We start from the raw sequence: 18496 nt of genomic DNA, 5'->3' as shown, positions 1-18496 counted from the left end.
GAAACGTGGTTACCATGCGCTCATGACAGACGGTTTCGAAGAAGCGTGGTCGCTCGCCGAACCCGTCAAGGGCTGGCTGACACGGGATCAGGGCCTGGCCTTGTGGACCGCGGCGTGCCGGCTGGACAAGGGCGACCTCGTCGTCGAAATCGGCAGCCACCAGGGTCGTTCGACGATCGTGCTCGCCAGTGCCGCCTGCACCGTGGGCGCCCGGGTGGTCGCCGTCGACCCGTTCGTCGACGGCCGCCTGTTCGGTGGATCGCCGACACGCCAACGGTTCGAGGCCAACCTGAGGAAGGCGGGCGTCGAAGACGTCGTGGAACTCGTGGCGGAGTACAGCACGAAGCTCCGGCCGCGCTGGGACCGCCCGATCCAGTTGCTCTACATCGACGGCAAACACGACTACTGGACCTACACCGACGACCTGCGCTGGTCGGAGCACCTGACCGGCGGTGGGGAAATCCTGGTCCACGACTGCTTTTCGTCGATCGGCGTCACGTTGGGCACGATCGCGAAAGTCCTCTTCGGACGGCGTTACACCTATCTCGACCGCTCGACGTCGTTGGCCCGGTTCCGGCTTGCCCCTCCGTCGGCGAAGGACAGGCTGCGTGTGCTCGCCCAGTTGCCGTGGTTCGTGCGCAACGTCGGGATCAAGATCCTGCTGCGGCTGCGGCTGGCGCCCGTGGCGAAGATCTTCGGCCACGACAGCCCGTACGACCCTTACTGAGTGAGCGGCCTGCCGACGTCGACCCTCGCGAGACAGACGGGAGCACCCTTGGCGGACAGCCGAAAACCGATCTTGTCGAACAGGCCTTCGATCGGCAGGTACATCGTGTGCAAGCCGGGCTGGAACCAGACCGGTACGCGCACCCCGTCGCGGTCGACGAAACCTTCACCACCGTCCGAGGTGAAATAGTCGATCCGCAGCAGGTGGCGACCGAGAACGGGCTTGTCCAACGGAACCCGGACCGATTGCTCGCCGACGGTGTAGCCGCAGCCCGCCACCGGGCCGGGCAGAGCGCGGGAAACCGGTTCCACGCCGATGATCGTCCTCACGGTGCCGCTATCGTCCAAAAGGGACATCCGGCTCGTCGGCTGGTCGAACAGGGCGCCGGGGATCAGGCCCACCACCCGGGAGGTGCGGGCGTTCTCGCCGAACCAGCCGTGCAGGATGTCGTTCGGCACCATCGTGTCGTACAGGACGAGATCGGGATCCCGTTCGATCGAGGCCCGCGCGTTGGCGAGGAACTCCCGGGAGTGTTCGAACCGCAGTCCGGGCGCCAGCCGGGAGAACCCCACGGCGGAACTCGCGATCAGGGCGAGGCACAAGGCCAGGGCGAGCGGACGTTTCGCCGTGGACGGCACGGGATCCGAAGACCGGTCGAACGGTTTCGGTTTCAGAAAGGCGAAAGCGAGACACAGCACGACGACGAGCGTGAGATCGGCGACGTAGCGGGGATCGCTGCCCAGTGCCGGGCCGACCTCGGTGAGCCGGGTGGCCGCCGAAAGCCCGATGTCCACGACGAACAGCAAGCCCAGCAGGATCCACGCTTTCCTGGCCCGGAGCCCGCCCACACGAACCCCGGCGAACAACACCGCGACGGCCAAGACCAGCAACAGAATCCTTACCACCGCGGGAGAAGCGGCGAACGTCGCACCGGATCCCGGCCCGGACCACGGCCCGCCGACCATCCCCGGCACCAAGGTGTCGCCGAGCATCCGTCCCGCCATGTCCGCGACCGTGCCGACGGTGACCGGACCGCCGCCCTGCCCGACCTGACTCGTGGTCAGCGCCAGGAAAACGGCGGTGTAGCCCGCGAGGACGACGACGAACACACCCATCAGCACGACGTGGCGGCGCAGGGAGATCCCGAGCAGCACGGTGATCCCGGCGATCAGCACCGGGATGAACACCGCCTTTTCGTAGAAGGCCAGCCCGAAGACGGTCCAGGCCACGGTGGCGATCGCCCACCGGCCGCCGTCGGCGAGGTACCGGACGTGCGCGTGCAGAGCGGCGGTGGTGGCCAGCAGCACGGGCGCGATTTGGATCGCGTACGCCCACCACAACGTCGGGACGAGCAGCAAGGTCGACGTCGTGAACATCGTGAACGGGACGAGAATCCCCCACCGGTGGCCGAAACAGCGCACCAGTACCGCCCACAGCAGTACCGAGGCCGCCGCCTGCATCAGCAGGACCGGCGCCACCAGCACGGCGAAGTTCAGCGGTGCCCAAGCGGTCAGCAGGTCGGCGAGCAGGAACCCGCCCGGCGCGAGGTGGCCGTGGTAGTCCTGGAAGAAGTAACCGAAATCGAACGGGCCCGACTTCGCGGCGTGGTAGGTGATGACGAAGTCGTCTTGCGCGAGACTGCCGCGCAGCGCGGCCCACGCGTGCAGGACGAAGGGGACCACGCCCGCGGCGAACGCGGCGAGCGTGACCGGCGAAGGTCCTTTCCCCCGGACGAGCAAGTCCTGCCTCAATTCTTGCAGATCGGCGGCTGGCACATGATCTTGCTCAGCGCCTGATAGAAGACGTCCGAGATCTTCCGCGGATCGGGGGTGGTGAACGAATCCCCGCCGGTGGCGGTGGAAACCTGGCGTAATTCGGACGCGTCGATATCCGGGCCGATGCCGATCCCGATGACCGGCAACGGTTTCCGCGGATCCTGGAGGTTGCCCAGTTCGTCCAGCAAGCGCGGCAGCCCGATCGTCTCGCTGTCTTCGTTGCGCCCGTCGGTGAGGACGACGACCAAATTGATCCGGCCGGGTTTCCAGTTCTGCCTGGCGTTCTGGTACGCGGCGAGGATCGAATCGTAGAGCCCTGTCGCTCCACCGGCTTTCGGCCGCACGGCTTGCAGTTGCCCGACGCCGCCCGAGCTCCTCTGTTCGGCGATCGTCTTCATCGGCAGCAGGACGCGGTGGTCCTTGTCACCGTCCAATTTGGTCGAGAACAGCCACAAGCCCAGTTCCGTGGTGGGTTTGAACAGTCCGAGTCCCTGCGTCGCGGCCTGCAACGTGAGGTCCATCCGGCTCTTCCCGGTGCCCGGCACGGCGGCGGCCATCGAACCGGAGACGTCGAGCAGCACCTGGACGCGGGCGCTCAGGTTCGTCCCCGCCCAGGCCTGCAGCACGGCGTACAGGTCGGCCGAGGGCGGGGCACCCGCCGGATGAGGTGCCGGGTCGGTCCGGCTGTCCCGCGCCCGCGGAACGGCGAACTGGCCGGTGGGCGCACGGAATCCCGCGTCGGCGAAGATGGCGCCGGCGAGCGAATCGAGCAGCAGCCGCAGAAAGCGTTCCGCCGCGTTCCTCGACGCTTCGGACGCCTTGGGCAGCACGACATACGGGTAGTCGAACCCCTGCACCGGGACGCCAGGGTAGACGGCCACCAGATTCCGCGCGAGCACGGACTGTTCGGTGGCGGGGAAGGCGGCCGAGGACTGGCCGGGAGCGGGGTTCAGCTTCCGCATGGCGGCGGTGAGGGCCGCGGCCGGATCGGGCTCCTTCTCGGTCAGCTTCCGCAAGGCGAGCAAGGTGCCGACACCCAGCGGATCGCGCGCCGGGTCGGGGAACCCGACCGGCGAGTCGTCCAGGATCTCTTGCCAGGAAGGGGCTTTCCCCGGCCAGCCGAACCGCCGCGCGGTTTCGTCGGGAAGTCCCAGCACCACCGGGGAGTTCGCCACCGACTGACCGGATTCCGGCAGGTTCCACGCGCCGGCATCCCTGGCCTGCGACAACATCGTGCTCGACTCGGGGATCCAGACGTCGGACCCGCCGGAGGTGGTGGTCCCGAGCAGGTCGGCTGTTTCGGCCGACCCGCTCGCGGTCACGTTGACACTGAAGCACTCTTCCTGCGGCACGGTCCGCGCGAGCCGCGTGAGCACGGGCGCCACGTCGGGGGCGGCGGTGATCTCGACCGGCGTCAGCGCGTCACAACCGTTGCCCGCCAACCGGGCCCGGAGGTAGTCCACACCCCACCAGGCACCGAGCGCGATCACCAGCAAGAGGCTCAAGACGACGACGGGCGCGGTGAAACGCCCGCCACGCCTCGGGCCTACCTGCATGTGCATGCCTCCGAGGTGCGGGGTGAGGACCTGGGATGTTGCCCAATCCGCCCGCGAACGTCAACCCTCGGGTAACTTAGCGCCTCCCGCTACGGCGAACGGCCTAATCGAAGTCGTGTCCAGACGGACAGCAGACGTGCTCAGCCGGACGACACGCGTGACTGGATGGACGACACGGTGGAGTCCCCGGCCATGCGAGATGTCCACCTGATCACGCGAGATGTCCGGCTGGTCACGCGAGGTGAGCTTTCGGTCTAACCGAAGTACCGGCCCGCCCCGATGTGGGCACCGGCGGACTGCCACCATCCCGCGTCGCCGGTCGAATCGATCCCGTCCGCGATCACCGTCGCGCCCGCGATGGTCGCGGTCTCGATGAGGTTCCGCAGCGACCGTTCCGCCAGTGGTTCCGTCCGCCGCTCCGCCAGCCGGGGAGCGATCCGGACCGTCTGCACGGGCACGTCCACGAGACAGACGACGTCACCGGCCGCGCCGAAGTCCTGCAGTTCCGCGTCCACCCCGATCTCGGTGAGGAGGTGCAGGTTGTCGACGGTCTCCCCGAGTTCGGCGAGCACGGCACCGGCAGGGAAGCCCAGCCGCAGCCGTGACGGCCCGCGGCCGGTCGTGGCCAGCACACTCCGCACCGACCCGACGAGATCGGGATCCGCGGCCTGGTTCGGCGTCAGGCTCACCACCATCGGGAGCCTGTCGTCCGACTCCACGCAAGCGGTGCGGATGAGCCATTCGCCGAGCGGCACGATGAGACCGGTGTCGTTCGCGAAGCGGACGCAGGTGTCGTGGCCGATCCGGCCGTGGCGGGGATGGTTCCAGGTGAGTCTCGCCTCGATACCGGCGGGCCTGCTGTCCGCCAGCCAGGTCAACGGCCGGAAGCTCACTTCGATCTCGCCGGTCTCCCAGGCTCCCGCCATCGAGACGGCCAGGCCGAACTCGTGTCGCTCCCTGGTGTCGAGGGTGGAGTCGGACAGCGCCCATTGGCGATAGCCGTTGGCCTGCGCCCGGCGCAGCGTCATGTCGGAGACGCGCAGCAGTTCGTTCGGCGCGATGTCCCTCGGCGGCCGGTGCACGACCCCGACACAGGCCGACACGGCGACCCCGCTGCCGCCTTCGAGGTAGACCGGTTCGGACAACTCCTGGTTGATCATGCCGATGACGGTGGCGACCTCCGGGCTGGTCGCGGTGTTCTGGATGAGGATGCCGAACTCGTCACCGCCGATCCTGGCGATCAGCGCGTCCTCGCCGCCGACGACGGCGCGCAGCTTCGCGGCGACGTTCTTCAGCAGGTCGTCGCTCTGTTTCTGGCCGAGCCCGCCGGCGATCAGGGAGAATCCGTCGATGTCGAGGTGGTAGACCGTGACGCCGAACGACGGGTCGGCGTGCCGTAGCGCCCGTTCCAGGCGGGTCCCGAAGCACTGCCTGTTCGGCAGGCCGGTCAACGGATCGTGCAGGGCCTGACGGCTCAGCTGCCGCTGCAGCAACGAAACGTCGGTGTCGCCGTCGACGAGTGTGATCAACTGCTGGGCTTCGCCCGCCGGATCGCGGATCACCGCGCCGGTGAAACCGGCCCACGTCGGTTCCTCGTCGTCGGCGACGAGTCTTCGCGACAGCTCGAGCCGTTGGCTCTCGCCTTCGAGCAGCATCCGGTACCCCTCACGCAGGCCCTCTGCGTCTTCCGGGTGGACCAGGTCGTAGAGGTTGAGCCCGGTCAGGTCCGCGACCGGCCGGTTCAGCATTTCGGCGAACGCCGGGTTCACCCGCTGCACGCGGCCGTCCACCCTGGTGACGGCGACCCCGGTCGCCGAACCGGCGAACAACTGCTCGAAACGTGCCTGGGTGAGCACCAGTTCACGCCGGGTCTCGCGTTCGATCGTGACCAACGTACGACTCAAATCCTCTTGCTGTGTCTGGATGCTTTCACGCAACGCCTCGCCGTAGCCGGAAGCGAGCGCGCCGAGCACCTGAAGAACCCGTTCGGGGAGCGACTTCACGCTCCGCAACTCCGCCTCGTGCAAAAGCCCCTTGCCGAGTACGTCCATCGTGCGGCGGAGGCTGTCCGGCCCGACGCACCTGAGCGCGACGAGCCGCGCGCCGGCTTCGGCGGCCTGCGCGGGCTCGGCGTCTTCACTCAGGACCGCCGCGAAGACCTCGTCCAGGAGAGCGGCGAAATGCTCTTCGATCTGGGCGTGGGTGTACGGAAGGTACGCCGTTCCGGTGACCAGGTACGCCCATTTGCGGGCCAGCGTGGCGCGGGTCGGCGCGGCGTTCTTACGCTTCGGCGATGCGGAGGATGAAGTTCTCTTCGGGGCGTCCGGCGATACGGAGAACTCATCGCCGTCCGGAAGTGGTGAAGTCACGTCCGCCGGTCCTGGGGTCGTTTTCGTATTCCGTCGTGGAGAAACATCCTCCACGATTCTCTGGCCGTACTCACGGTTTACCGGCCACCCGATGGGGTGGTCACCCTACGGTACTGCAATTCCGACCTTATCCCTCAGCCAAACGCGGGTGGCGTCCCGATACTGGGACGCGTTGCGATGTAGTGCCAGCGAATGTCCGGCACCGGACAGAACATACGTGGAAAGTTCGGCCTCGGGCCGATAGTACGGTGCTTCCGCCGGACGCAGCGTCTGCCCGCTCGAGCAGTCCCGAAGCGCGAACAGGCCGCAGAACAGGACGTCCTTCTCCCCGACCGCCTGGAAAACCGGCACCCTGATCGCTTTCGTGGCGGGCAGCACGATGCCGAACACGGCGACGGTTCCCATTCCCGGGACCGAGACCTGGTCCTTGGTCGCCTCATCGGCCTCGATGACCTGCGGATCGGAATCTTCCGTCGCGTAGAACAGTCCGGCACGCGCTCCCGGTTTGGTCGTGAAATAGAGCGGATCACTGCCGACCGAACCGAGCTTGTCGTCCGCGAAAGCGGGCTGGAGGCCGAAAAGCACGCCGAGGGTCAAGGCGGGTACCGACGGCAGGTGCGTGACACCGGTGAGGATCACGCCGTCCACGTCCTGATACGTCGAGGCCTCGGCCGCGACGATGCCCGAACCGACCGAATGCCCGACGATCACGACCTTCTCGAACGGTGTGCCGCCGACCCGGCCCGCGCGCAGATGGCCGACCACCTCGTGCATCGACCGCGCCAGCACCGGCAGCAGGAGCGGAAGGCTGAACGGTTTGCTGCTCCCGCCCGAACCGAGTTGATCGGCGGCGAACGTCGCGTAACCGTGCTTGGCCATGTCCCGCTGATAGGAGTAGCGATCCGGGTCGTAGGGCAGGTCCCAGTAGGCGCTGTTGTACGTGCCGCCGTGCACCAGCAGCTGAACCGCCTTGGGCGCCGGGCCTTCGGGCAGGCAGAACCGGCCGTGCACCGTGGCGGGTTCGCCGAGCGGGCCGCTGACCGGCAGATCCAGGTCGGAACAGCGGATGTCGACGGCCGCGGCCGGGGCGGCGACCAGGAAACCACCGAGGAGCACGCAGCAGGCGGCCACCACCGCGGCCAGTTTGAGCGGCATTCTCACAGCAACCTCTCCGGAATCGGAACGCTCGGAAGGAGCACGAACCCTACACCCGGTGATCGAACCCTCACCGTCAGCCCGTCAGCCCCGGATTCTCGGCCGCGTGATCATCGGCAACCGGTTCGGCTGCATCGTCGCTTTGATCTTGGGAAACACCTTCACCCCGGGTACCGGTTCCAACCGCCACCGCGCGCCGATCGTCGCCGCCACCAAAGCGATTTCCGTGGGTGCGAACCGGTGGCCGGGGCACAGCCGCGCGCCGGCGCCGAACGGGATGAACGCGCCTTTGGGCACCTCGGCGGCGCGGTCGGGCTCCCAGCGATCCGGGTCGAACCGTTCGGGTTCGGGGAACCAGCGCGGATCCCGGTGCAGTGTGTGCTGGCTGACCGCGACCTCGGTACCGGCGGGGATCCGCACACCGCCGAGTTCGACGTCCTCCCGCGCCCGCCGCATGAGGATCACCGGCGGAGTGCGGCGGACGACCTCGTTGATGATCCGCTGCGTGTAGACCAGGCGTGGCAGGTGTTCGAACCGCGCGGGTCCGCCGGCCAGCACCTCGTCGACCTCGGCGTGGAAGCGGCGCTCGATGTCCGGCCGTGCCCCGATCTCGTGGAAGAACCATGCGAGTGCGACGGCCGTGGTCTCGGCGCCGGCGGTGAGGATCGTGATGACCTCGTCCTCCACCTGACGGTCGGTCATCTTCTCGCCAGTCTCGTCGTCCTTGGCCAGCAACAACATCGACAGCAGATCGCCCTGATCGCCGCCCTTCTCGCGCGCCTCGAGGACGGCGTCGCCGATGACCCGCCGGAGCCGCGCGGCCGCCGCGTCGAATTCGCGGTTCGCCGCGATCGGCAGCCGTTCCACGAACTTCGGCGAGAAGGCCCGGACCATGACGTACTTCAACATGATCGGGATCGACCGCTGGATTTCGGTGAGCGCGTCGTCCCCGAGTTCGGTGGAGAACAGCGTACGCCCGGAGATGGTCAGCGCGAGATCCTGCATCCGCCGGTCGAATTCCACCACCTCGCCCGGTTTCCACGTGTCGGCAAGGTCTACAGCGAGGTTCGTCATCGTCGTTTCGGCGTAGAGCGCGATGCGGCTTCGCTGGAAAGCGGGCAGCATCATCCGTCGTTGCCGCTGGTTGAAGGCACCGTTCGAAGTCGCGAGCCCGTCGCCGAACAACGGTCGCATTTTGTCGAACACAAGGCCTTTGTCGAACTTTCCCGCGTCGACGGCGAGCAGCCGCCAGGCCAGCTCCGGCGTGGTGACCATATACACCGGCATCGGGCCGAAGTCGAGCCGGACGACGTCGCCGTGCGATCGTAGTGACGTCAACAGTTTCAGCGGGTCGCGGAGCATCGGCACGGTATGCCCGAGCACCGGCCACCGGCCTGGTGCGACAGCGACGTCCCGTGGTGCCATCGTGCTCGTCTCCCGGTGCCTGGGCGCTGAACCCGGTCACCTTAGACCACCGGGGCGCGGACGGGGTTCCGCGGCCGCATATCCACACGATCGGACGATGGCAGCGCGGCCCCGCGTGACCGATAGACTCCTGTGCCGCAACGGCTCCCAACCGAACGGCGGCCACGAAGGTGACTTCAAACCTGAGCTGGGTACCCCCCGAGGTCGACACGACCGTGCCGAATCCCGCCCGGGTCTACGACTACTGGCTCAACGGCGACCACAATTTCCAGGCCGATCGTGACCTCGGTGAACAGATCCTGAAGATCATGCCGGGGATCCGCGACGCGGCCCGGCTCAACCGCGCCTTCCTGCGCCGCGCCGCGCTGCACATGGTGGACGCGGGGGTGCGGCAGTTCCTCGACATCGGCTCCGGTATCCCGACCGTCGGCAACCTCCACGAGATCGTTCAGCAGGCCGACCCGTCCTGCAGAGTGGTGTACGTCGACCGTGAATCGGTCGCCGTCGCCCACGCCAGACTGCTGCTGCGCGGCAACGACCGGTGCGCGACGATCCAGGCCGACCTGCGCGACACCAACGCCATCCTCGACGCGCCGGAGACCCGGGAACTGCTGGACTTCGACGAGCCGATCGGCCTTTTCATGTTGCTGTTGCTGCATTTCGTGCCGGACTCCTGGGAACCGCACGCGATTCTGGCGCGCTACCGGGAGCGCCTGGCGCCCGGCAGTTTCCTGGCCCTCTCGCATGTCGCCGCCGACGCGAACTCGAGCGGCCTCGACGAGGCCATCGAGGCGTACAAGAGCACCCAGAACGACCCCATCCCCCGGACCCGCGACCAGGTGCTCTCGTTCTTCGAGGGGTTCGACGTCCTCGATCCCGGCGTCGTCGGCTGCGCGATGTGGAACCCCCAAGGCGCAGGGGACATGTCCGAGGACCCGGAGATCAACTCGCTGCCGTACGCCGGGGTGGGCCGGAAGCCGTAGGGTCAAGCCTCGTCAGTGATTTGGGCCGTTCTTGAGCCGAAAGTCAAAGGTGTCGGTGTCAGGGGTGGCTTCTGCGGACCGCGAGGGCCGGGGGTTGGCGTCACGGTGGTCCCGGTGTCGCCAGCGGATGCCTCGGAAGGCAGTGAAGGCCTCCTTCCCGACCTTCACACCAGGGTTCCGGCAAAGTCGCATAGCCGCTGTTCGGTGGCGCTTTTGGTGATTCGAACCGGACTTCCGACGGGGCGGATGACAGGGTGCCTTGAGCGTCAAGTGTTCACAAAGGACACCAGTCGGTCCCTGAATGTCCATTGATGCGTTTATGTACGTATTTAGGGCTAGAACCCTCTTTTTCACTCACAACCCGGTCGAAGAACGCCCAAATCGGGCACTGTAGCCTCGGAGGGGTCCTATGTGGACAGTCCAGAAAGATGTCAGGCGACTGTGACGAGCCAGCCTCTGTCACCGCAACACCCACTTGACCAGTGGTTATGCGACTTTACCGGGACCCTGGCCCTCAGGTTAGTGAAGGAGGCCTTCACGGACCTTTCCCCGGCTCAACCGAAGAAACTCGACCCTCACACCTTGCCGAGTACATGAAGGCCCCCTTCCTTGCGCCTGGGTACAGGAAGGGGGCCATCATGTACTCGCACCCGACATCAGGCAAAGAAACGCAGCAGGTCACGACCCCCTCAGGGCAGCACGTCGGTCACGGTGTCCTTGATGACCTGCCACTTGCCGTGCTCGCGTACCAGCGTCAGGCTGATCGTGTAGTGCCGGTCGATGTTCTGCGACGGCACCTTGTAATAGGCGTCGAGGATCGCGAAGCCCATCTTGCAGTCCTCGACGACGGTGTGGGTCACCGTCCACGGCATGCTGTACTCGTACGGGAGCTTGAACTGCACATCGACCACCGGCTCCACGTTGGCTTCGTAGCCGATGAACAACTGCCCCTTGCGGCCGACGGTGACCATGTTCTGGTGGATGATCGCCCGGTAGCGGGCCTCGTCACGTTTGTTGAAGCTGTCCATGTCCTCCCAGACGGCGCGGTCGAAGGCGCGCTGACAGCCCTGCCGCTCCGCCTCCGCCCGCTGATCGCTCGCCGCCGCCGCGGCGGGCACACCGATTCCCGCCGCGGCCACGATCAGCCCGGCCAACGCCGCGTAGTACCGCTTGCGCATGGAGTTCTCCTCATCACGTCCTGTACTTGGTCCACCAGCAGGTTCCCGGGACGGCGCATCACAGCTGCATCACTTCCGCATCGGCGCGGGCGGACGGCCGGTTAACCTCGCGGGAGGGGGTGTGATGGAGTTCCGGATATTGGGGCCCGTGCAGTGCCGGAACGGCGCGCGGGCACTGAAGCTGGCGGGCTCGCGGCAGGAGCGGATCCTGGCCGCGCTCCTGCTCGGCGCCGATCGCGTGGTCTCCGTTTCACGGCTGGTGGACGTCGTCTGGGACGAGGATCCGCCCGCCACGGCCACCCGCCAGATCCGCAACCTCACCACGGCGTTGAAGCGCACACTCGTCGCCGAGGGCGCCGCCGAAGACGCCCTGACCACCGAAGGGCCCGGCTTCGTCCTGCGCCCGCGCACCTTCGACCTTCGCACGTTCGAAGAACACGTCGCGCGTGACGAGTTCCGCGAAGCGCTCGCGTGCTGGCACGGACCGGCTCTGTCCGGTGTGGACAGTATGGCTTTGCGCGGCGAGGCCGGTGAACTCGACGAACGCCGTCTGTCCGTTGTGGAGCGTTGCCTCGACGAGGAGATCTCCGCCGGGAAAGACGCCGTCGCGGAGCTGATGGCGCTGGTCGCCGAACACCCGCTCCGGGAGCCGTTCGCCGGACTGCTCATGCGCGCGCTGCACCGGCAGGGCAGGCGGGCCGACGCGCTGAACGTCTACCGGCGGGCGCGGGCGCGGCTGGTGGAGGAACTCGGCATCGACCCCGGCCCGAGGCTGCGCGAGCTCTACGAGCGGATCCTCCGCGATGAACCCGAATACGGTCAGACCCGCTGTTTCCTCCCTTACGACGTCCCGGATTTCACCGGCCGGGAGGTCGAGCTCCGCCGCCTGTTCGACGCCGTCCGGCTCGGACGTCCGGTGGCCGTCGACGGAATGGCCGGGGTCGGCAAGACCTCGCTCGCCGTCCACGCCGCGCACCGGCTCGCCGCCGATTTCCCCGACGGGCAACTGTTCGTGGATCTGCACGGCCACTCTCCCGCCCGCGCGCCGCTCCCACCCGAGGCCGCGCTGGAAGCCCTTCTCGGCCAGCTGGACGTCCCGGCGAGCCGGCTGCCCGGCGGCGTGGACCGGCGCGCGGAGCTGTGGCGCGTCAGGACGGCGGGCCGGTCACTGCTCGTGGTGCTCGACAACGCCGCGAGCGCCGAACAGCTGCGGCCGCTTCTGCCCGGTTCGGCCACGGTCGGCCTCCTGGTCACCGGCAGACGCCGCGTCTCCGCCGTCGACGGTGCCGCGTCGATCAGTCTCGAAGTGCTGCCGGACGAACAGGCGGGCGCCCTGTTCGCGGCGGCGTCCGGACGGCCGGACTCCGGAGTGGCCGCGTTGTGCGGGAATCTGCCGCTGGCGATCCGGATCGCGGCCGCCCGGCTGCAGAATCGTCCACAGTGGACCGTGGAGACGCTGGCCGAACGACTGGGTTCCGAATACGACAGGCTGGCCGGGCTGAAGGTCGCGGGACGCGACGTGGCCGCGGCCTTCGCCCTGTCCTATCGGGAACTCGATGCCGCGCAACAGCGTATGTTCCGGCTGCTGGGGCGGAATCCCGGCGCCGACATCGGCGTGCCCGCGGCGGCCGCGCTGGCCGCCGTCGGCGAACACGAGGCCGAGCGTCTGCTGGAAGACCTTCTCGACGCCCACCTGCTCGGGCAGCCCGCGCTGGGCCGTTACGCGTTCCATGACCTGATCGCCGAACACGCCCGCAACGTCGCGCGCGACGAGGAATCGCGCCCGGCACTGGGCAGGCTGCTCGATCACTACCGCGACGGCGGCGGCTCCGGCTGGTACCGGACGGAACGGGCGAACCTGGTCGCGGTGACCCGTCACGCCTTCGACGCCGGTCTCGACGAGTACGCCTGGCGGATCGCCGAGGACACCACGGAACACCTGCGGGAAAGCGGCCACCTCGACGAACTGCTCGCCGTGGCGCGGACCGGCCTCGCCGCCGCCCGCCGGATCGGTGCCCCGCGAGCGATTCAGCTGAGCCTGGCGAGCCTCACCCTGGCGTTCTGGGAGAACGGGAGGCTCACCGAAGGAATGGGCTGCGCCATGGAACGGCTGGACGTCGTCCGCGCCTCCGGCGACCGGGCGGCCGAGGCGCTCGCCCTGTCCAGAGCGGGTGCGCTGCACGGCATGCTCGGCCGCTACGCCGAAGCGATCCGGTTCTATCGCGACGGCCTGGCCGTCGCGGACGGCGGCACCGCCGCCGCCACGCTCTGGACCAACCTCAGCAACACCCATGAGGTCCTCGGCAACCTGGACGACGCGCTGGCCTCGGCCCGGCGGTCCGTGGCGCTGAGAGAGGACGCCCGCGGCACGATCCTGAGCTCGGCCCAGTTCGGTCTGGTGCTTGCCCGGCTAGGTCGCTTCGAGGAGGCGTTCGAGGCCATCGAGCGTTCGATCGACTCCTCGCGGGACCTCGGCTACCTGTTCGGCGAAGCGTGGAGCCGGATCGATCACGCCGACGCCCTGCTGCTCGCCCACCGGCCGGGCGACGCGCGCGAGCAGGCCGAACGCGCGTGCGCGATCCTCACCCGGCTCAACCATCCGTTGCTGCTGGCCATGGCGGCCAACAGTCTGGGCACCGCCTGCCTCGCGCTCGGCGAGACGCCGGCGGGGCTTCGGCAGCATCGCCTCGCGCTCGAAACGGCGAGGCGGATCGGCTACCGGCTGCAGGAAGCCCGCGCACTGGCCGGGCTCGGGCAGACCGGGGCCGCACGGGATCACTACGCCGCGATGGGCCTGCCCGCCGAGCAGCTGAAGGTCGTCACCTGAGGAACTCGGTGAGCAGGCCGCGCAGGGTGTCCGGCTGGTGGAGGACGCCGTGGTCCTGTCCCTCCACAGTGGCGTAGCGGGCGCCGGGGACCGTGTCGGCGACCGCACGGGCGCCGGCCCGCATCCAGGCGTCACTCTCCCCGCCGTCGATCACGAGCGTGGGTACGGAGATCTCGGCCAGCCTGTCGGCGGGCAGCACGTTGCCGGGACCGCAGAGGGCGAGATCGTACGGCAGCGTGTGGGCGAGCCCGGTGAACCACGCCCAGAACGAGTCTTCCCGCATACCCTTGACGACCTCCGCCGGTGTGGCCGTCCCCTCGACCAGGAAGAGTTCCGCCGCGCCGTCGCGGTCGCCGCCGGCGATCGACGCGCGGACGCGGTCGAAGAGGTCGGCGGCGGGCCTCGGACGGCTGTCGTCGACGACGTACGGCGGCTCGTACGCGGCGAGACTCGTCATGGCGACGCCTCTCGCGGCCGCCTCCAGCCCCAGCACGGCTCCCGACGAGTGCCCGAAGACGGCCGCCGACCCGCCCACGTGCTCGATCAGCGCGGCGAGGTCCTCGACCTCACGTTCCACCGAATAGACCGCGCCCGCGCCGCTGTCGCCCCGCCCGCGCCGGTCGTAGGCGATCACGGTGAAGTCCGCGGCGAGCGTCGCGGCGAGGCCGGCGACGGTCGTGCGGTCGTTGAACGCGCCGCCGACCAGGATCAACGGCGTGCCCGTCCCGGTGCGATCGAAGGCGATCAGGGTGCCGTCGGCCGACGGCACGGTCTCGAACGAGGTGGTCATCAGGTCCTCCACAGGGTCGCTTGACTCTAGCTCCGTCCCTGGGTCGGAGCCGATGACCACCGCTCGACATCACTTCGCGAGATTCCCGAAGAACTCCCGGATCTCGGTCACCACGTCGTCGGGGACGGCCATCGCGACCATATGGCTGGGGCTCTCGTGATCCGCCCAGCGCACGACGTCGTTCTTGCGCGAGGCGATCTTGCGCAGAGCGGACGGCCCGCCGTGGGAGACGCCGGTCGGCACCACCGTCTGGTCGATCGGCATCGCGGCCGCGCCCTCGTAATACGGCCACAGCGAAGTGCCGCCGGTCCCGGTCAGCCAGTACAGCGTCGCGTTGGTGAGCAGCAGGTCGCGATCGATCGGCTCCGCGGGTGCGGCGCCTTCGGGCCAGCCGTCGAACTCCTTGAACCGCTCGACGAGGTACGCGAGCTGCGCGACCGGCGAATCGAGGAACCCGAAACTCAGCGTCTGCGGCCTGTTCGTCAGGTATGGCGCGTATTCGCTGCTGCCCGCGAAGCGCTCCATCAGGCCCGCGAGTTCGGCCTGATCCTGCTCGGTGAGCCCCTCGAAATCGGCCGGGTCGCCCATCGGCACACCGAGTCCGGAAGTGATGTGCGAGCCGATGACGTGCTCGGGCGCGTGCACCGCGAGGCAGGGCGTCACCAGCGCGCCCGCGTCGTTCCCATGTGCGCCATAGCGTTCGTAGCCGAGGCGGCTCATCAGCTCGGCCCAGGTCCGCGCCACCCGGGCGATGTCCCACGGACGCTCGTCGGCCGGTTCGGGGAAGGGCGAAAAGCCGAAGCCCGGCAGGGACGGCGCGACGACGTGGAAGGCGCGCGAAGGGTCGAGACCATGGGCTCGCGGGTCGGTGAGCGGCCCCAGGACGTTCAGGAACTCGGCGATCGAATTCGGCCAGCTGTGCGTCATGATCAGCGGGATCGCATCCGGTTCGGGCGAGCGGACGTGGAGGAAGTGGATCTGTTGTCCGTCGATGATCGTGGTGTACTGCGGAAACTCGTTGAGCTGCTTCTCCCACGCGCGCCAGTCGTAGCCGTCTCGCCAGTACTCGGCCAGGTCCTTGAGGTAGGAGACGGGGACGCCCCGGCTCCACTCGGCACCGGGCAGCGCCGACGGCCAGCGGGTGCGGGCCAGCCGGTCGGCCAGGTCGTCCAGTTCGGACTGCGGGATGTCGATGCGGAACTGCTCGATGTCGGTCATGAGGTGAGTGTAGGGACCATTTAGGCCAGAACATGACCTAAATGGCTCCCGAAGTCGCTCAGCATGCTTCGCATTCAGTCGACTAAACGCGGACGACCTGGGTGGCACCGAAGGTGTCCTTAACCGGCACCTCGACGGTCTTGCGCCGCACCGTCACCCGCAGCACGTCTTGCCGCTGTGTCGGGTCCGAAACGGCCAGCTGCCAGCCGCCCCGGGTCCGGCCGAGCGCCACCGACGCCGGACCGGACACCGACACCTCGTCGACCGAGCCGGCGGCGAAGAAGTTCGCCAGCAGGGTCGCGTCCCACAGCCGGACGGCCTGCACGGTCGTGGTGTTGGACCGCACGCGCCACGCCCAGGCCGAGGCGATCGTCTCGAGTACCGACGCGGTGGGCAGAACGGCGTAGGCATAACTCGCGTTCGAAGGCTTGGCCCCGTGCTCGATCACGAGCTTCTGATAGCGCCGGGTGTAGGGCACCGTGGTGCCCTTGGTGTTGGCTCCCTTGTCGATGTCGCGCCAGGCCCCCGTCCGGTCCTCGCGCAGCGCGGTCACCTCCGCGGCGTCGAGCAGGACGTACCCGCCGACCTTCTCGAGGTGCAGCCAACGCTTGCGCCGCAGGGACTCCGAACCGCCGACGAGACGGCCGTCGGCCAGGAGGACACCGGAGCCGTTCTCGCCGAGGTTCCGGTTCTCGATCGTGGTGCGGACCCGCTCCCCGGACGTGTCGGTGATTCCGGCGCCGAGGCACAGCACACCCGACGGCGTGAGAAACCACGACTTCTTCGCGGTCAGTGTGCCGTCCTGCGAGACGAAGTCGAGGGCGTGCGCGCCGTGCCGCGCGTCCCAGCGGACGCCACCGCAGTGATCCTTGCCGGTCAGCGGCACCTGCTCCAGCTTCGGTGTCGGACCGGTCTTGGTGGTCGTGCCGGGCGGCAGCAGCGGATCGACGGTCGGCCAGTAGGCGTCGGAGAAATGTCCCTTGGCCTTGGGCAGGAACAGGTACAGCGAACCGTCGCCGGTGTACCAGCCGTGCAGGTTCATGGAGTTGATCGACTCGTACCGCGAGATCCGTGTCGAAGCGACGCCGAGGGAGGCCGACCAGCCTTCGGTGATGTGCACCATCCGGTCCTGCTGGCCGAACACGCGATGCGTCGCGACCGTCGGCGTGGGCCGGATCTTCGTCGCCAGCAACTCCTGCGCGAACTCGATACCGGGGATGCCGACGAGGTCCGGCCCCGGCGAGAACCGTTCGGGGTCGGGGATCCGGAGGTACGGCGCGAATGTGTCCTCGGTGATCCACTTCGCGGCGAGACCACCGAGTTCTTCCTTGCGCTTCCCGCTCGCCGACCGCGCCAGCAGGACGACCGCCCCGGTGAGCTGGTGTCCGATGTCGTGCGCGGATTCCCCTTGCCGGGAAAGGAATCGGCCGCGGACGGGCTCCATCAGCGCACCCGCGTAGACCAACGGCGCGAACGTGTCGGAGACCAGCGCGTACGCCGTGTCGCGCACGTCGGCGGGCAGTTCGAACTCCGTGTCCTTGGTGACGTGGACGGCGGACGCGACGGCGGTGAGCAGGATGATCCCGTAATGCCCGGGATACGGCACCGAGTCATGCTGGAGGAACGAACCGTCGGTGTGGAAACCGTCACCCGCCGCGCGGTGGAGCCTGGCGATGACGCTCGCCGCTCCCCCGCCTTCCACGTCGGTGAACGCCCCGACGCCGCGCTTGATCCGGTCCGTGTCGCCGAGCATCGCGCCGGAGACGATGGAGATCGTGGACTTGTCCGCGCGGTTGGCGCCGGTCTCGACGACGCTGGGGTTGTTCGTGCGGCGGTTCGGGTCGCCGGAGAATTTCAGCACCGGCTTCAGATACTCGGCGAGTTCGTCCTGGGTCAGTTCGTCGGCGACCGTCGCGAGAATGTGCAGCAGGTAGAGCGGGATACCGATCTCGTAGGTGTACCAGTTGCCGATCTCGGCGGTCTTCTCGCTGTACTGGTCGCTGGTGTACAGCAGTTCCAGCGCCGCCTTGATCCGGGCGAGGACGGCGGGGTCGCCCGCCAGCGCGCCGCCCGGAGTGCCCCAGTTGACCGCGATCGCTCGCAGCCGGGCGTACATCGACGTCGTGAACTCGCTGCCCGGGCCGAGCGGGAGATCCTTCCACAGTGGACCGCCGTCGACCGTCATGCTGTCGTGGTAGGCCTTCGCGACCCTGTCCAGGTTCGCCAGCGCGGCGGTGCGTTCCGCCGACGGCCGGTCGATACCGGTTTGCAGTTCGCGGTAGCCGGTGACGATGGAGGACGTACCGGACGCGACCGAGGACGCGGGCCGGGCTGACGAGGGACTTGCGAAAGCGGTCGTGAGCGCCACCGACGCGGCCGCGGCCGCGCCTCCCCGCAAAGCCGTTCTCCTGTCGAAGTGACCGAAACCGGACATGACGGTGCCTCCCAAGGGGTCGAAAGACGGCAACTAGGGGCGGCGGCGGGTGGTGGTCT

At 68.3% G+C, this 18496-nt stretch carries 12 protein-coding genes; 3 read left to right on the top strand and 9 right to left on the bottom strand.

Features of this window, described 5'->3' with window-relative positions; translation table 11 throughout:
- The first annotated feature begins 22 nt into the window (after nt 1–22).
- Nucleotides 23–727: a class I SAM-dependent methyltransferase gene (locus tag ACZ6DT_RS34130; protein WP_465603024.1), complete on the top strand. Its 705-nt coding sequence runs from the start codon at nt 23–25 to the stop codon at nt 725–727.
- On the opposite strand, the gene ACZ6DT_RS34125 is transcribed toward ACZ6DT_RS34130, so the two are convergent.
- The 5 genes from ACZ6DT_RS34125 to ACZ6DT_RS34105 all read right to left on the bottom strand — a co-directional run bounded on the left by ACZ6DT_RS34125 (nt 721) and on the right by ACZ6DT_RS34105 (nt 9007).
- Entirely contained in the window at nt 721–2466 is a 1746-nt protein-coding gene (locus ACZ6DT_RS34125) for a hypothetical protein (protein WP_465603157.1), read from the bottom strand. The two genes, ACZ6DT_RS34130 and ACZ6DT_RS34125, sit on opposite strands and share 7 nt — an antisense overlap.
- Before the next feature lie 8 nt (nt 2467–2474).
- Nucleotides 2475–4058, bottom strand: a complete 1584-nt coding sequence (locus tag ACZ6DT_RS34120) for a substrate-binding and VWA domain-containing protein (RefSeq protein WP_465603156.1) — start codon at nt 4056–4058, stop codon at nt 2475–2477.
- 254 nt (nt 4059–4312) lie between these two features.
- Nucleotides 4313–6427 carry an EAL domain-containing protein gene (locus tag ACZ6DT_RS34115; RefSeq protein WP_465603023.1) on the bottom strand — a complete coding sequence of 705 codons (2115 nt, stop codon included), beginning with the start codon at nt 6425–6427 and terminating at the stop codon, nt 4313–4315.
- Nucleotides 6428–6532: 105 nt separating this feature from the next.
- Nucleotides 6533–7582 (bottom strand): alpha/beta hydrolase, encoded by a 1050-nt coding sequence (locus ACZ6DT_RS34110; RefSeq protein WP_465603021.1) that lies wholly within the window; start codon nt 7580–7582, stop codon nt 6533–6535.
- Between the two features lie 84 nt (nt 7583–7666).
- Nucleotides 7667–9007: a cytochrome P450 gene (locus ACZ6DT_RS34105; RefSeq protein ID WP_465603019.1), complete on the bottom strand. Its 1341-nt coding sequence runs from the start codon at nt 9005–9007 to the stop codon at nt 7667–7669.
- Between the two features lie 170 nt (nt 9008–9177).
- On the opposite strand from ACZ6DT_RS34105, the gene ACZ6DT_RS34100 reads away from it, so the two are divergent.
- Nucleotides 9178–9990: an SAM-dependent methyltransferase gene (locus ACZ6DT_RS34100; RefSeq protein WP_465603017.1), complete on the top strand. Its 813-nt coding sequence runs from the start codon at nt 9178–9180 to the stop codon at nt 9988–9990.
- Between the two features lie 689 nt (nt 9991–10679).
- On the opposite strand, the gene ACZ6DT_RS34095 is transcribed toward ACZ6DT_RS34100, so the two are convergent.
- Nucleotides 10680–11168: a hypothetical protein gene (locus ACZ6DT_RS34095; protein ID WP_465603015.1), complete on the bottom strand. Its 489-nt coding sequence runs from the start codon at nt 11166–11168 to the stop codon at nt 10680–10682.
- Nucleotides 11169–11292: 124 nt separating this feature from the next.
- Between ACZ6DT_RS34095 and ACZ6DT_RS34090 the strand changes: the two genes are divergently transcribed.
- Entirely contained in the window at nt 11293–13995 is a 2703-nt protein-coding gene (locus ACZ6DT_RS34090) for an AfsR/SARP family transcriptional regulator (RefSeq protein WP_465603013.1), read from the top strand.
- Here the strand turns inward: ACZ6DT_RS34090 and ACZ6DT_RS34085 are convergent.
- The 3 genes from ACZ6DT_RS34085 to ACZ6DT_RS34075 form a co-directional block, all read right to left on the bottom strand.
- Nucleotides 13988–14785, bottom strand: a complete 798-nt coding sequence (locus tag ACZ6DT_RS34085; protein ID WP_465603011.1) for an alpha/beta fold hydrolase — start codon at nt 14783–14785, stop codon at nt 13988–13990. The two genes, ACZ6DT_RS34090 and ACZ6DT_RS34085, sit on opposite strands and share 8 nt — an antisense overlap.
- A 69-nt stretch (nt 14786–14854) precedes the next feature.
- Nucleotides 14855–16003 (bottom strand): epoxide hydrolase family protein, encoded by a 1149-nt coding sequence (locus tag ACZ6DT_RS34080; protein ID WP_465603009.1) that lies wholly within the window; start codon nt 16001–16003, stop codon nt 14855–14857.
- 82 nt (nt 16004–16085) lie between these two features.
- Entirely contained in the window at nt 16086–18437 is a 2352-nt protein-coding gene (locus ACZ6DT_RS34075; protein ID WP_465603007.1) for a polysaccharide lyase 8 family protein, read from the bottom strand.
- Nucleotides 18438–18496 lie beyond the last annotated feature (59 nt).

This window comes from Amycolatopsis sp. NPDC041971, assembly GCF_055588925.1.
Note: the sequence above shows the minus strand (reverse complement) of the source record. Positions and strands in the feature narration are given on the sequence as shown.

Excerpts from the sequence above, each read along its gene's own strand:
- ACZ6DT_RS34130 (WP_465603024.1), top strand. The coding sequence starts at position 23 with ATGACAGACGGTTTCGAAGAAGCGTGGTCGCTCGCCGAACCCGTCAAG.
- ACZ6DT_RS34120 (WP_465603156.1), bottom strand. The coding sequence starts at position 4,058 with ATGCAGGTAGGCCCGAGGCGTGGCGGGCGTTTCACCGCGCCCGTCGTC.
- ACZ6DT_RS34110 (WP_465603021.1), bottom strand. The coding sequence starts at position 7,582 with ATGCCGCTCAAACTGGCCGCGGTGGTGGCCGCCTGCTGCGTGCTCCTC.
- ACZ6DT_RS34105 (WP_465603019.1), bottom strand. The coding sequence starts at position 9,007 with ATGGCACCACGGGACGTCGCTGTCGCACCAGGCCGGTGGCCGGTGCTC.
- ACZ6DT_RS34095 (WP_465603015.1), bottom strand. The coding sequence starts at position 11,168 with ATGCGCAAGCGGTACTACGCGGCGTTGGCCGGGCTGATCGTGGCCGCG.
- ACZ6DT_RS34090 (WP_465603013.1), top strand. The coding sequence starts at position 11,293 with ATGGAGTTCCGGATATTGGGGCCCGTGCAGTGCCGGAACGGCGCGCGG.
- ACZ6DT_RS34085 (WP_465603011.1), bottom strand. The coding sequence starts at position 14,785 with ATGACCACCTCGTTCGAGACCGTGCCGTCGGCCGACGGCACCCTGATC.
- ACZ6DT_RS34080 (WP_465603009.1), bottom strand. The coding sequence starts at position 16,003 with ATGACCGACATCGAGCAGTTCCGCATCGACATCCCGCAGTCCGAACTG.
- ACZ6DT_RS34075 (WP_465603007.1), bottom strand. The coding sequence starts at position 18,437 with ATGTCCGGTTTCGGTCACTTCGACAGGAGAACGGCTTTGCGGGGAGGC.